We start from the raw sequence: 14,481 nt of genomic DNA, 5'->3' as shown, positions 1-14,481 counted from the left end.
TCTTAATTGTAGTTCACATTAAAAGCTCAGTTGTAAGCCTATGTTATATACGGCCTGAATCGGATAGCCTATTCCTTTTCCACCCATCTCGACATCCCACATTTTAAAAGAGCTTAAGGCAAATAAATTCATTCCATTGGCGTATACCCGAAGGTTTTTTGCTTTGAGGCGTTTCATCAAACTTTCCTTAAACGTGTAACCTACTTCCACTGTTTTCAATCGAAGGAAAGCACCACTACGCATCCACCAGGTACTTCTTTGGTTATTATTCGCTATAATGTTTTCACTTAGACGAGGCCAAAAGGCGTATAGATTTCGATTTTCTTCACTCCAATAACTATCGGCAATGACCTGTAGAAGGCCGTTTTGCGAACCACCATTTAAATAGAAGGGCGAAATATTTTCGGGATTAATGAAAAAGGAAGAGCGTGCAGATCCCTGAAAGTAAAAGCTAAAATCTAAGCCTTTTCCACCCACAGTACCGCCAAAGCCATAGATCATTTCTGGCGTGGTGGGGTATCCGATCGCGACGCGGTCTAAATCTGTAATCTGTCCATCGCCATTTACGTCACGGTATTTGATGTCTCCACCCAGATAATCTAAGCCCGGTTTTCCGAATTGAACCGGAGAATTCAGTACCTCCTGATCGTCCACAAAAAGTCGTTCAGCGATATAACCAAACTCTTGGGACGCCGAAGTACCTACTGTATAGCGACTGGCTTCTTTGTATGCGGGTTCATCTACAATCAGTTTCTTGCTCACGGCATAAGTCATCGTTCCACGTCCCTGAATGTACCAGCTGTCGCCAAAGTTTTTGTTATAATTTAGCGTCACATCTACCCCTTTACTTTCGGCTTTATTCGTATTGGCGACGATCGCGGCGCGAAGGCCCATTGTACTCGGTATATATGATCGGCCGGTGAGAATATTGCTCCGGATCTGTTTGTATACATCTACATTTAACTCGAGGTCTTTAAAGAGGCCGAGTTCGAGTCCTAAGTTTGTCTGGCGCGATCGCTCCCATGTGATATCCTCATTGGCATAACGTCGTATGGCGATGGTTGGTCTGGTATATCCCGAAAGCTCACCAAATCCAATCTGAAAGGCATTCATGTCTACATCAGATAAATAGAAAAAGCGATCTTGCGAACGGCCGATCTGATCGTTCCCGGCAAAACCATGGGTGGCACGGATTTTTAGTTTTGAAATGACATCTTTGACAGGTTCGAAAAATGATTCATTGGAAATATTGTAGCTAAGCCCAAAAGAAGGAAAAAAACCTAAGCGACGATTTTTGGCAAAGCGTTCCGAACCATTGTAACCAAAGTTAAACTCGGCGATATAACGGTCATCAAAATTGTACGAAAAGCGACCAGAAAGACCGATATTGCGTGAAGGCAGCGACAATTGCAAGTTTCCGGCATTCCCACTCAATGAATTCTGAACTAAACCGATCACTGTGGCTCCTACATTATGCTTACCAAAAGCATGATTATAGCTGGCAATCGCATGTGCATAAAACATCGAATTCACTTCTTTTGCAGACTCCGAATAATCGAGGTATTCGGTACCAACAGTTCCGATCGATCCCAGTGAACCATCGTTCATGACCCGGAGGCTTAGATCGCCAGAAGCATCAGCAGATGCCGTGTAATAGAAAGGATTATATTTGCGGCTTACTTCAAAATAAGCATAACGTTTTAGATAGGTCATTGCCGTAAGGCTCAGACCGGGGATCAATGCATTTAGATTTTGGTTAATCTGAATCTGTGGCATGATCGTCGAGGTATTAAATTCTTGGTAACCACGTACCATTTCGGCGTAAGGGTTTACAAATAAACCACCATTCCTATTTAGTGCATTACCAAATAAAGGGTGATTCATGTATGGCATATACGAAGACGGATAGATCGCCGGGAACATCACAGGATTCGACCAGATGGCGCGTCTGAAGGTCGCAGCTCCACCATTGATACGGCTTCCATTTTCGTCTGTGCTGCCGATCGGTCCATTGTAATCGTCAAACTGAGCATATACACGTACGATACCTGTCGTTGTAGGGGTAAAGTTGATATCAACATTTGAACGGACGGAGTAATTTTTTAACTTGATATTGTTATTGAAATTGTTGATTCCGTTCATCTTCAAAATACCATTGTCGATGTTATATGTACCGGATAGGTAGTACTTTGCTTTTGCTCCACCGCCGCTGATATTTAGGTTATTGCGTTGGTTTATGGTATAGTCTTTTATAAGCTGGTCAATCCAATTATTATTCGGGTAGAGCAGCGGATTGTCTCCGGCTCTTGTATGGTCAATTTTGGTCTGCCAATACGGAAGCCCCTGTCCACTGGCCGCGTCAGCAGGTCTTGTCAGGTAGGCCTCGTTGGCCATTTCCATGTAGCGGATGTTGTCTGCAAATTTAAAATTTCGGGTATTGGTAGAAACATTACTTTCTGTACGGAATTCAAATTTTGTAGCCCCTTCTTTACCCAGTTTTGTGGTGATCAGAACGACGCCGTTTGCACCCCGGGCACCATACATGGCGGCCGCATTGGCATCGCGAAGGACAGAAAAGCTCGCAATATCATCGGGCTGTAAGCGGGCCATATCGGTCGGTGAAGATTCGATGTTATCGATGAGAATCAATGGGTCCTGTTTTCCGGTACCAAAACTTCCAAGTCCCCGAATAAAGAAATTCGCATTATCAGATCCAGGTTCACCACTGCGTTGAAAGGCAATCATACCGGCAACCCTTCCAGCGAGCATAGTGGTTAGGTTGCTCGTCGGGCCTTTTAATTCTTTCGGATTAATCGTGGTTACGGAGCCAACTACGGAAGCTCTTTTTTCGCGTTGACCAAAACCCGTGACAACGACATCGTCGATAACATTTTCGTTTAGTTTAATTTGGATGTCTAAGGTGATGGTATTGTTGGCATCTGTTTTTTTTCCGGTCAGGGAAATTTCCTGACGTGCGTAGCCGACACTACTAAATACTAATGTCGCAGTTTTGTTGGTATTAAGTACATAGTTTCCATTTCCATCCGTAGATACGCGCATAGTGCCCCCCAAGACACTTACTGTGACGCCTGATACCGCTGTGCCGTCATTTTCCGAGGAGACTTTTCCTTGTACACGAACCTGTTGCGCCATAGCTGCACAACAAGTTGCCGTCATTAGAAATATAAAAATTCCTAGACGAGATTTAATCTTCTTCCATCTTTTCATTAATAAGAATTTTGGTTATAAATTGAGTTATGTTAGGTACAATTATCGTTACAATGAATTGGATAATTCGAGGGGATTTACAGCAAAAAAAGGGGGTGAAATGGTCAATATGCCAATCAATTCTTGGCGTTATCACTATGGGGTGACGTTTGGGAAGTTGCTGTTGAATACATGTTATTTACCGCCGACTTTGTGCGAATTTTGGGAATGGTCTGCCCGGTAATGGGGAGGGCAGACCACTACTGGGCTATATGTCTATTAAAGCCACATCGGGAGATGTGCTTTTTTTTACGTCATTCTTCCGGCCAGAAATGTTAATCTAATGATGGCTATCTCAGATTTTTCATCGATCTCAACAGGATCTGTAAGCTGCTTGATTTCGGTACCATTGACAAATACAACGTATAGTCCATCTTTATGCGCTAATAAGGCAGTAGAAATGGCTTTATCCACATCTATAAATGTAAAGTTTTGAATTTCTCCAAAGGTTAGTACGATCTGAGGAATAGGAAAACTGAGTTAAAGCAGAAGTATAGAGTGATCGGATATAAGAATACAGATAAGGAGTTTGAAGCTGATGTATTATCGGTAGGCGATATAAATGACACTGATAAAATCGAATTTATTGTTCAGACCCTGATGGCTATGCAGGCAAAGCAACGACAGGATAGCATTATTGAAAGCCAAAAAGAACTTGAGTTCAATCGAGCTATTGCTAGCCTTCCGTCAAAGACAGCTGTTAAAGCCAAATTTAGGTCGTACAAACATCGATTGGGATATACATTTGAGCTGTTTCCTGCCGGATTTACACCCAAGGCAAATAAACCGGTAGTTGATCGTGTATTTGGCCGTAAGGCTAGATATCGAGAAGTTGATCCGAATGGGGGAAATACGTTGATTATTGAGTATTATGATTCCGGTAATATTTTAAATGTCACTGTTTATAAAGGATATGAAGGAATTTATTCAGCTGCCTATAGAGATCATGCAACAAAACCCTATGAAATACGGGCGACTTCGTCTGATGGGAAATTTTATATTGTTCATCAGCGTATTTACGATATGTACAACAATAAGACAACGGTGAAGACTAAATATCAATATGTACCACTCGATTATTGGTATGAGTAAGTATCCAAATCGATCAATTTGTATAAATAAGTATCTCTATAACGCGTGATCTGCCTAGATGAGTATAAAGGCAGATCACGAGTAAACCATTCAAATTTAGTTTAAAAGCCACATCATACCATGTGGCTTTTTTTACGTTTCCTCTTTTGTTTCGTCATTCAATGTTTTAAAAGACAATTGGATTTTCATTTTAAGACGCCAGCCAATTTTTATGTTGAGCATTTCTTCTAAAAAGGCTAGCTTGATGCATTTATATCAGTAGAACAATGGCAAATCTGAAATAGTATTATGAAAAATCTTTTTTCATATATCGATGAAATCGGTTCAAATGGATAAGAATTTTCGCCTAACTACTGATTTTCTTATATTTGGAAGTATTACTTTTAACAATACCTAAATATTAATTTTATAATGAAATACCTTTTTGTAAGTCTATCAGTTTTATTTTTAAACTTGACGCAAGCTCAGACCTCGATTAAGACAGAGCTCTATATCATTGGCACGGTGCATGACTCCTCAGCCATATTGAGTCCAGATATGCTATTTGAAATTTTAGATAAGATCGGACCAGATATACTCTTGCAAGAAAATGATAGCGAACAGATTAAAGATTATGCGAAGGAAATCCGTCTAACGTCAAACGAGCAGACTGCTACATTAAGATATCTAAAAAAGTATCCTGAAACACTCAATTTACCATTCGAATTTGAGGGTAGAAATCAGTATAGAAAAGATAGGGGTATGGTACCGGCGGATTACCTTACAGTACAGCTTATTGATAGCTTGTATCAAGTCGGTAAGTTAAGTGAATCTAATAAAGCGATCTATGAGAAATATAAAGAAGCGAATAAAGCGCTGTTTAACTTTTCAAAAACAGATATAAAAACATTGAATTCCGTCGCTTTTGAAACTTTGAACAGATATAGACAAACTCTTCAGCATCATGAGATGCCCAAAATAGCTCATTCCGAAGTAATTTTTGGAGAGAAATATATTGTGAAACCAAATGGTGAAAAGATCTCTTACCGGGATGGCTATCAGCTTTGGTGTAATTTTTGGGATCTAAGAAATAATACAATGGCTATTAATATCATCAGACACGCTAACAAGTATAGTGGGAAAAAAATAGTTGTCTTGACCGGAGTACAACACAAATATTATTTAAAAGAACTACTCGATAAATATCAAGATGGTACTTATCATGTCATTGAATACTTTCAATAACAATTAGCCATCTTCCCATTTCCACCATTTATCGCGTTTTCCTGATCGTTGGACTACAGCCGATAGTTTAAAAGCCACATCATACCATGTGGCTTTTTTTACGTTTCCTCTTTTGTGTTTCGTCATCCAATGTTTTAAAAGACAATTGAATTTTCATTGTAAGACGCCAGCCAATTTTTATGTTGAGCATTTCTTTCGAAAGTAAGCTTGTTGTCGTTTTATATAATGAGAACAGCTACCGATTGAACTTTTCAGATCGTTGGTCTAAAGGTGCTTATTGTGTTCCCAAATACGACTAATGAATTCTTTCTTAAAGATTTTAATTTCTTCAAACGCTGGTTTTATCAGTGGATATTCGGGTTTTGTGTAAAAAATAATGTGCAATTTTTTTTAGCTGCTACATTCGTATATCAAAATTATTGCGGGACCCGAAAAGCAGTTAGAGTAGGGACAAATTTATAAATCAAATTATTATGAACTCAAAAAAATTAAAAATCAACAAGAAAAATGTAGCGAAGTTGAACGAAAGTATCTTAGACCAAATTCAGGGCGGAAAAGCTGCGGCAGGTGATGTCTGTGTATTCAAATCGTCATCGTGTACAATTAAGGAAAAAGAAACTCTTTCCTAGTATAAAAAAACGTCAGGAAACTGATTCAAAAAAGGAAGAAAAATAGGCGGGACCCGAAAAGCAGTTAGAGTAGGGACAAATTTATAAATCAAATTATTATGAACTCAAAAAAATTAAAAATCAACAAGAAAAATGTAGCGAAGTTGAACGAAAGTATCTTAGACCAAATTCAGGGCGGAAAAGCTGCGGCAGGTGATGTATGTGTATTCAAATCGTCATCGTGTACTATTAAGGAAAAAGAAACTCTTTCCTAGTATTGTACAAAAAAATGCAAAGACACTGATTTCTTAAATCACAGTTTAAAACGAAGTGCAATGGACCAATCCTTGAACACTAAGAGGAGTAACAGGAGCGGAATACTTCATCAAAATTTCTCCAACTCCAGGGAATGCAATCGTTTAATAGACCAATAAAGCACCTCATACCGAGGTGCTTTACCAAAGTAAAAAATTATGAAAAAAATCCAACTTCTTATCAGAAAATACCCAATACTTCGTGAAAACGAATCTCAATTTGTAGCGGCAGGGAATTCAAAAATGAATGACTTTGGTACTATTCCAACAATGTTGACTACAGCACTAGAGCAGGACATGACAAAAAACTACTAATATGTTGTTAGAGAAATTGTTTAGAGGATTAGATAGAAGTCAATCAGAAAATATTGGACTGGATGGCGAAGGAGGATACTTTCTATTATGCTGTATTCTATACTTGAAAAGTTATTCTTTTATCAAAAAGGAAGATCTAATTTCTCTGAACAACTCTCTGATCGACAGTATACAAGAAAAAAATCCCTTAGTTCTGAATTATATAGATGGTCTGGCTGGAGTATATGCAATTTATGGGTATTTGTCAAGTAAAAAAGAACTCTCATTTCTTCAATTTCCTGATTTTGACGATGCAAATGATGCACTGGGCGAAGAGCTTTTATATTTAGTAAATAATAATATTTGGGATAATTTATATGGTGCAGGAGGAATCCTTGCAGCTTTTTCTGTGGGTCCGGTAGATACCAAAGTGCTCGAAAGCGTATTGATTGAATTAAACGAAAGAACCAAAAAGCAAGAAACAAATGATTTCATTGTAAATCCATTGATAGGCAAGCATACGGTTGATTTTGGTATTGCTCACGGATATGCCGGTTTGGGTAATATTTTATTCAATTTACTAGAAAAAGGGGTATTAACCGACTTGATTACTACTAGTTTAGTTAATATTTTAAAGGTTTTTGAGGATCAGCCATTAAATCTTGCAGAGGAGGGGGCAAATATTTTTCCAATAAAGTATGATATGGAAACAGGAAGCTATGCTTATTCAGCAATCAGTGGCTGGTGTTATGGGGACCTTGGCATCGTGAATTTTGTTTTAAAATGTTCAACCTTGACAGCTCTAAACCCTATTTATCCGAATTTGAAAAATACGATTCAATCAATTGCAGAAAGACCACTGGTTAAGGACCAAAAAGATATTTTCCTATGTCATGGTTTATCGTCCAAATTTCTTCTCCGTCAAGCCCTGAAGAACGTCAATTCAAATATTCATACAGTTAGTCTGGGGCAATCTTATAGCATTCCAGTGGAAGATTTTTTAGATAGCAACAACAATGCAGAACTGAATCAAAAATCTCTTCTCAATGGGGGCACAGGCGTTTGTCTTACTTTAGCTATGATAGAGAAAGAACCCCATAATGATTTTTTAAAATTATTTTTTTTATGAAAGATTATCAAGTACAAAAAGATAGCCTGTTAGTCAGAACTCCTTCTTTTACATACATCAATTCATTAACCGAAGATGATTTATCTACATTCATAAATGACAGACAGTTTCTTGAAAGCCTTTATCTAGCCTCTGCAGATCTATATAGCGAGCTAGAAAAACTGGAGTTTGACCCTGAAGCTATTAAGCGAAATAAAAGATTAGTACAAAAATTAGCTAAATATATACTTAGGGCATCCACCAGATCAACGCCATTCGGAAAATTCTCTTCGGTAACGTTAGGGCCAAATTTGCCAAATGAATCAGAAAAAATAGTTTTAGGCGAGTTAAAACAGAAAACGAGACTAGATATGGATGTTCTTTGTGAACTAAAAGAACTGATATTATCGAAGGATGGCGTCAGAGAAAATCTAAGGTTCACTTTAAATTCGACATCTTATATATTAAGAGGTAGTTTACGATACTATGAAGGAAAGATAGCTGGGTTTAGGAAGAAATTTAATATTTCATCTGTCGAACTCGACGAATATCTGAAAGCGGTATATAATCTTTGTAAAAATACTTTTGTTGACTATGTTGAAATTAGGGCAACTATCCAAAATTTTGGGTTTTCAGTCGAGGAAACTGATGAATATATAAATAGTCTAATTTCTTCACAAATTATAGTAAGTGAACTTGAACCAAGAATAATTGGAGGAAATTTTCTGTACGATCTGCTAGACATCCTCAGCAAGAAGGAGGCATTAAAATCCACATTAACGATTATTAATTCCTCTCTGACCCGAATCATTCGGATAATAGAAGATATAGATCGTGAAAACAGACCGGATAATATTTCAAAATATAAGGAAGTAGAAACAATTCTTATCGAACTTGGACTTGATCTGACCAAAAAGAAATTGTTTCAGGTCGATAGCTATCGTGAGTTGGAATCTGGTGGATTGGCCGCAAAGACTATCGAAGAAATAGAAAAGATTCTACCTCTTTTCTGTCGATTATCTAAGCCTATCTATCGGGGAAAAATGCAATTATTTGCCAGAAAGTTTTTCCAAAAATTTGAAACAAGAGAGGTGCCTCTATTGGAAGTGTTGGACCCAGAACTCGGAATTGGATATCATTTTGAAAATAGCATTTCCGATGAAACAGAATGTTTGATCGAAGATTTTCTATTAAAAAAGTTAGTTGATGCTCATATAAATAACACGTATGAAATAGCGCTAAAGGAAAGTGATATCAACGATTTTCCACTTCATAAGTATGCATATCCATCTACCTCAACTTTAGTAGTTAAGACATTAAACCATGACGGTAAAGATCTTCTTATTGAGAGTTTTGGAGGGATGAGTTCAGGGAACATCCTAGGACGGTTTTCGCATTTAGGAAGTCAATTCAAAGAGGAACTTAAAAATATTGCAGACTATGAAAAAGAGAGAAATCCTGACCTACTGTTTTGCGATCTTTCACATCTTCCTGACAATCGGGTCGCTAACATTTTAAATAGAGATTTTTCGTTGGATTATGAGATTCCATTTTTATCAAACTCCTATAAGAACCCGGAGCATACGATTCCATTAGATGATATTATGGTTTCTGTTATTGATGATTTTGTTTATTTAAGGAGTAAAAAATTAGGTCGATTTCTAAGTCCTAAAATTATTTCTGCCCACAACACCAGTTATAATACACTTAAATTATATGAATTTCTAGTTGATGTACAGACGCAACACAATAATTTGGGAGCATACTTCTACTGGGGGAAATTTTCAAAGAACTTCGAGTTTCTTCCGAGGGTGGTTTTAAAAAATGTAATTATTTTCCCAGCTACCTGGAATTTATCTACTCGGGAGATTTTGGGATTGTCAAACGATCAGGATGTCCATTTCCTACGGGAGAAATACCTATTGCCCCGGTTCATCGAATTGAAAGAGAATGACAATGACCTTGTTATTGACTTAAATAATGAAATTTCCATTGCGATCCTTAAAGAATCGATAAAGAAAATGGAAAAAGTAATACTAAGGGAGCATCTGTTGCCTGAACTGAATGTAATTTCTCAATCAAATAATGGAATACTCGTCCCTGCATCAAATCAATATGTACTGAAAGTTGAAAATTCAAAGATTAGAAAAATACCAAGAAACGAAAGGTTCAGTGAAAACGGAAATGTAAAAAGAAAGTTTGAGCTAAGTTCGGAGTGGCTATATTATAAAATTTACATGTCTGAAAGTAATTTTGATACTTATTTGGTGAAAATAGTGAAGCCTATCATCTCTGAACTACGAAAAAACGGAATGTTAGAGAAATTCTTCTTCATTAAATATGAAGATTCAGATACCCATATCAGGTTACGAATTTGCCTAAAAAGCTTAGATGAAGCATGGAAATGTCGTTACATGATTGCTGAGAAACTTTCCAGTGAAGAAATTCTGCGCCTGTCTATCGAAGAATATGACCGTGAAATAGAAAGGTATGGTGAGCACAATATCGAATCAATAGAGAATATCTTTTATGAAGACAGTCTTCATTTTTTAGATCATAAGAATAAAGATTACAGTGATGAATTAAATGATGAGCTAAAAGCCGTCGCTATTCGTGTTAACACCATTATGGATTCTTTTGCTTATGCTTGGGAAGAAAAATTTGAATTTTTTGAGCGGTTGATACATGACATTGGATATTTCGGTAAAAAGGAAAATCGTGTTAATGGGGATTTGATCTTTAGGGACTTAGGTAAGGATCTAATTCGTTCATTACACTTAAATTCGGAGGAAGACAGGATGTTTTCCATCCATTCCAGGATGCTAAAAGAAAGTAATGCTCCTACTGTATTTGAAAACTTAATGCGTTCGATTATTCATATGACGGTAAACAGGTATCTTGCTAAGTTCGATAGGACTAAAGAATATATGATTTACTATTTGTTGAAAAAAGGCTATACATCCTTAATAAAAATAAATAATTATGTTGTTTAGGCAGTTCCCCCATTTTATTCAGAAAGATGTGATGGATTGTGGTCCAACATGTCTAAAAATCATCGCTTGTTTCTATGGAAAGAAGATGGACATCAATTACTTGAGAGATGTCTCCGGGACCAATCGTATGGGGAGTACAATCGGTGGATTAAGGAATGCTGCCATTAAAATCGGTTTTGAGTCTGATGCCATTAAAATCAGCTTCCAGGATCTAATAACAGAAGATTTAGGACCCTGTATTATATATTGGCAACAAAAGCATTTTGTCGTGCTATATAAGATCACTTCAAAATATATGTATATATCAGATCCTGCAGCGGGCCTGATCAGGTATAAACATGCCGAATTTAAAAGATATTTCAGCGATGAAGGCGAAGGAATCTTACTCTTATTAGAACCGAATGAGAACTTTAAAGATTTTATCGAAGGGATTGAAACCAGAAGTTCTGTAAGTTTCGACCATGTATTTGATACCCTTTTTCAGTATAAGAAAACAATATTTGTATTGATTTTGGCGCTGGTACTTACAAGTTTGATGCAAATGACCTTGCCTTTTATCAATCAAAAAATAATCGATATTGGGATCATTGGGAAGTCTTTTTCTTTTATTTACTTGATGCTTCTGGGACAGATTTTTCTATTCTTCGGCAAGACCCTCATTGAAGTCATACGAACCAGGGTACTTATTCATCTCAGTACACGAGTCAATCTAAATCTTATTTCGGCCTTTTTTTACAAATTGACGAAATTACCGCTCAAGTTTTTCGATTCGAAATTAGCGGGTGATATTCTTCAACGAATATTGGATCATCAAAGGGTTGATAGTTTTATTACGAGTGGATTACTAAATATTGTATTTACATTTTTAGCCTTTTTTATTTTTGGAGGAGTTCTGTTTTACTATAATCCTTTTATATTTCTAATTTTTCTTGTTGGAAGCATCTTGCATTTTTCATGGATCAGTCTTTTTATTAAAAAACGCGCATTAATAGATTATAAAAGATTTAACCAGCTATCAACAAATCAGGATAAAAATATTGAGCTGATTTATGGAATGCAGGAAATTAAGCTTCACAATGCCGAAAACTGCAAGATTTCTCAGTGGCAGAAATTGCAGGTTGAATTATTCAAAATCAATTTGACTAGCATAGAGCTCAAACAGCATCAGATTACCGGCGCCGCCCTGATCAATGAGCTTAAAAATATCTTTATTACGTTCATGGCTGCACGATTGGTTTTGAATCAGGAATTGACCTTGGGAATGATGCTTTCAATTTCTTTTATTATAGGTCAATTAAATGGGGCGGTTGTACAGATCGTTGAGTTTATCCAAACGTATCAGGAAGCGAAAATGAGTATGGATAGGATTAATGATATACATCATTACGAGGATGAAAGCCAATTGGAATCCGATAATGTCGACATAGCAAAAGCGAATGATATCATCCTTAAAGATGTCTCATTCTCTTATGATGGCAAAAAAAACGTATTGAATAAGATAAATCTAACCATACCTTCAAATAAGATTACTGCGATCGTTGGTACCAGTGGGAGTGGGAAAACAACGCTGTTAAAACTGCTTTTGAAATTCTATAAGCCCACGATGGGCACAATCATGATTGAAGACCTAAATATCAATTCTATTTCAAATCATTCATGGCGGAAAATATGTGGAACTGTGATGCAGGAAGGGTTTATTTTTACAGATAGCATTAGAAATAATATCGTGGTCCATGAAGCGGAGATAGATTACCAAAGATTGGAAGATGCTGTGAAAATTGCTAATATCCATGATTTTATCCATTCATTACCAATGGGGTACGAGACAATATTGGGGACAAATGGAATCGGGATCAGCACAGGACAGAAACAGCGTATTCTAATTGCGAGAGCTGTTTATAAAAACCCGGACTATCTTTTTTTTGATGAGGCAACAAGTGCTCTTGATGCTAATAATGAGAAAAAGATCACCGAAAACTTGGATAATTATTTCGAAGGGAAGACAGTTCTTGTTATTGCACATAGGTTAAGTACAGTAAAAAACGCTGATCAGATTATTGTGATGAAGGACGGCCAGATCGTAGAAACTGGCACCCACCAGGAACTTACAAAACAAAAGACTGAATATTTTCAATTAGTAAAAAATCAATTAGAACTAGGTGCATAATGGAAAAAAAAGAATTAGATAAAAGTCTAGGTAGGATCCCCTTAGTTCCTTTAATTATCGTACTTATTGTCGTATTTGTTATGAGTGGTCTGGTGTACGGCATGCTATATAATAGAAAGGATAGCGTATCCAAAATGGATAGGTTCAAAATTGAATATGTTAATCGGGAATTTGGATTTATAATTATCAGTCCCGCAAATGGGAAGAATATATCAAAGAGCCGACTCCCCGATCGTGCCCACATCAAAGGATACCCCGTGAAAATTCTGCAGTTTAATGATAGTGTCCTGTGCATAATTCCGCAAAACAATAATCTTACTCAATTCTCAAATAAAAAAACGATTATATTTGATGAGTATTGATAAATTTCGAATGAAAAAACAATTTGAACCGATCAAAGTCCAACTTATTCTTTGGACTTTATATTTTTTATTGAAATTAGTGTTATTATATATTCTTGAGAGTGATTTTTATTTTATTGATTTTTTTCTATCTCATGTACTGCTGGCATTGTTTTTCTATATAAATTCTGCTTATGTCCTTAAATATTGTAAAGTAAATTTATTCAAAACTGTTTATCTATCTATTGCCTGTTTAGCGTTATATCTCATCTTGCGCTATCTAATTAAAATCCCTTTTATTAATTTTTTATATGGTATAAAACAGGGATTTCAATTAAAACTATTTATTATCGAATCAGGATATCTGTATTTTCAGTTATATCTCGTCTCATTTGGGTACTGGACTATTAAAAGAAGTGCCAGCATACTACAAAAAGTAGAAAAAGAAAAAAGCGAAATTCTCATTGAAAAGCAGAGTAAAGAGATTCTAACGGCAAGGATGGAACTGGATTTTCTTAAAGCCCAAATTAATCCACATTTTCTTTATAATACGTTAAGCTTCCTATATGGTAAATCGGTCAACAACTCGCCTGAGCTTGCTGAGGCAATTTATTTGCTTTCTAATATCATGCGTTATTCGTTATCAACAACTGAAGGGGAAAATCATTATGTACGGTTATCAAAGGAACTTGAACATATCGAAAATTTAATTAAAATTTATAAAATCAGATTCAACAACCAGATTTATGTAAAATTGAGTTATGACCCATTATTAAAAGATGTTGAAGTTATTCCTTTAATTTTCATTACTGTAATAGAAAATGCTTTTAAGTATGGTATACTGCATGATCCAAACAAACCTATTGCTATATCTTTTAAAATAGAAGAAAATTATTTATATTTCACTTGCATTAACCATGTTCCGGTTACACCTAGAAAATATAATGAAAGTTCGGGAATAGGATTAAAGAATACAATTCGAAGACTTACTATATATTACAAAGACAGGTTTGAGCATAAAAATTATGTAGAGGGGGACAGGTATATTTTTGAAGTATTATTAAGGATTTGAT

At 36.2% G+C, this 14,481-nt stretch carries 13 protein-coding genes; 10 read left to right on the top strand and 3 right to left on the bottom strand.

The genetic code is table 11. From position 1 onward, the window contains the following. Positions 1 to 18 precede the first annotated feature (18 nt). Complete coding sequence (locus OK025_RS01635; RefSeq protein ID WP_317668067.1) at positions 19 to 3,228, bottom strand: TonB-dependent receptor; 3,210 nt, start codon at positions 3,226 to 3,228, stop codon at positions 19 to 21. Between the two features lie 288 nt (positions 3,229 to 3,516). Further along, a complete protein-coding gene (locus OK025_RS01630) occupies positions 3,517 to 3,681 on the bottom strand; it encodes a hypothetical protein (RefSeq protein WP_317668066.1) in 165 nt (54 codons plus the stop codon). A gap of 84 nt (positions 3,682 to 3,765) precedes the next feature. On the opposite strand from OK025_RS01630, the gene OK025_RS01625 reads away from it, so the two are divergent. Both OK025_RS01625 and OK025_RS01620 read left to right on the top strand, forming a co-directional pair. Beyond that, positions 3,766 to 4,359, top strand: coding sequence for a hypothetical protein (locus OK025_RS01625; RefSeq protein ID WP_317668065.1), 594 nt, complete (start codon positions 3,766 to 3,768; stop codon positions 4,357 to 4,359). A 411-nt stretch (positions 4,360 to 4,770) separates the two neighbouring features. Next, on the top strand, positions 4,771 to 5,583 hold the full coding sequence (locus tag OK025_RS01620; protein WP_317668064.1) for a hypothetical protein: 813 nt from the start codon (positions 4,771 to 4,773) through the stop codon (positions 5,581 to 5,583). Positions 5,584 to 5,586: 3 nt separating this feature from the next. On the opposite strand, the gene OK025_RS01615 is transcribed toward OK025_RS01620, so the two are convergent. Then, a complete protein-coding gene (locus OK025_RS01615) occupies positions 5,587 to 5,709 on the bottom strand; it encodes a hypothetical protein (RefSeq protein WP_317668063.1) in 123 nt (40 codons plus the stop codon). Between the two features lie 347 nt (positions 5,710 to 6,056). On the opposite strand from OK025_RS01615, the gene OK025_RS01610 reads away from it, so the two are divergent. From OK025_RS01610 to OK025_RS01575, 8 genes are all read left to right on the top strand, one after another. Then, positions 6,057 to 6,212: a class I lanthipeptide gene (locus OK025_RS01610; RefSeq protein WP_317668062.1), complete on the top strand. Its 156-nt coding sequence runs from the start codon at positions 6,057 to 6,059 to the stop codon at positions 6,210 to 6,212. A gap of 98 nt (positions 6,213 to 6,310) precedes the next feature. Beyond that, on the top strand, positions 6,311 to 6,466 hold the full coding sequence (locus tag OK025_RS01605; RefSeq protein ID WP_317668062.1) for a class I lanthipeptide: 156 nt from the start codon (positions 6,311 to 6,313) through the stop codon (positions 6,464 to 6,466). A 198-nt stretch (positions 6,467 to 6,664) separates the two neighbouring features. After that, on the top strand, positions 6,665 to 6,820 hold the full coding sequence (locus OK025_RS01600) for a hypothetical protein (protein WP_317668061.1): 156 nt from the start codon (positions 6,665 to 6,667) through the stop codon (positions 6,818 to 6,820). A gap of 1 nt (position 6,821) precedes the next feature. Further along, positions 6,822 to 7,928, top strand: coding sequence for a lanthionine synthetase LanC family protein (locus tag OK025_RS01595; RefSeq protein ID WP_317668060.1), 1,107 nt, complete (start codon positions 6,822 to 6,824; stop codon positions 7,926 to 7,928). Next, on the top strand, positions 7,925 to 10,900 hold the full coding sequence (locus OK025_RS01590; RefSeq protein ID WP_317668059.1) for a lantibiotic dehydratase: 2,976 nt from the start codon (positions 7,925 to 7,927) through the stop codon (positions 10,898 to 10,900). Before OK025_RS01595 ends, OK025_RS01590 begins: the two co-directional genes overlap by 4 nt. Further along, on the top strand, positions 10,890 to 13,067 hold the full coding sequence (locus OK025_RS01585; RefSeq protein WP_317668058.1) for a peptidase domain-containing ABC transporter: 2,178 nt from the start codon (positions 10,890 to 10,892) through the stop codon (positions 13,065 to 13,067). Before OK025_RS01590 ends, OK025_RS01585 begins: the two co-directional genes overlap by 11 nt. Further along, complete coding sequence (locus OK025_RS01580) at positions 13,067 to 13,429, top strand: hypothetical protein (protein ID WP_317668057.1); 363 nt, start codon at positions 13,067 to 13,069, stop codon at positions 13,427 to 13,429. Before OK025_RS01585 ends, OK025_RS01580 begins: the two co-directional genes overlap by 1 nt. Next, positions 13,419 to 14,480 (top strand): sensor histidine kinase, encoded by a 1,062-nt coding sequence (locus tag OK025_RS01575; RefSeq protein ID WP_317668056.1) that lies wholly within the window; start codon positions 13,419 to 13,421, stop codon positions 14,478 to 14,480. The genes OK025_RS01580 and OK025_RS01575 overlap by 11 nt, the downstream gene beginning before the upstream one ends. Position 14,481 lies beyond the last annotated feature (1 nt).

The sequence above is a fragment of the Sphingobacterium sp. UGAL515B_05 genome (assembly GCF_033097525.1).
Lineage (GTDB): Bacteria > Bacteroidota > Bacteroidia > Sphingobacteriales > Sphingobacteriaceae > Sphingobacterium.
The sequence above is the reverse complement of the archived record's forward strand: the minus strand, read 5'-3'. Positions and strand labels throughout refer to the sequence as shown.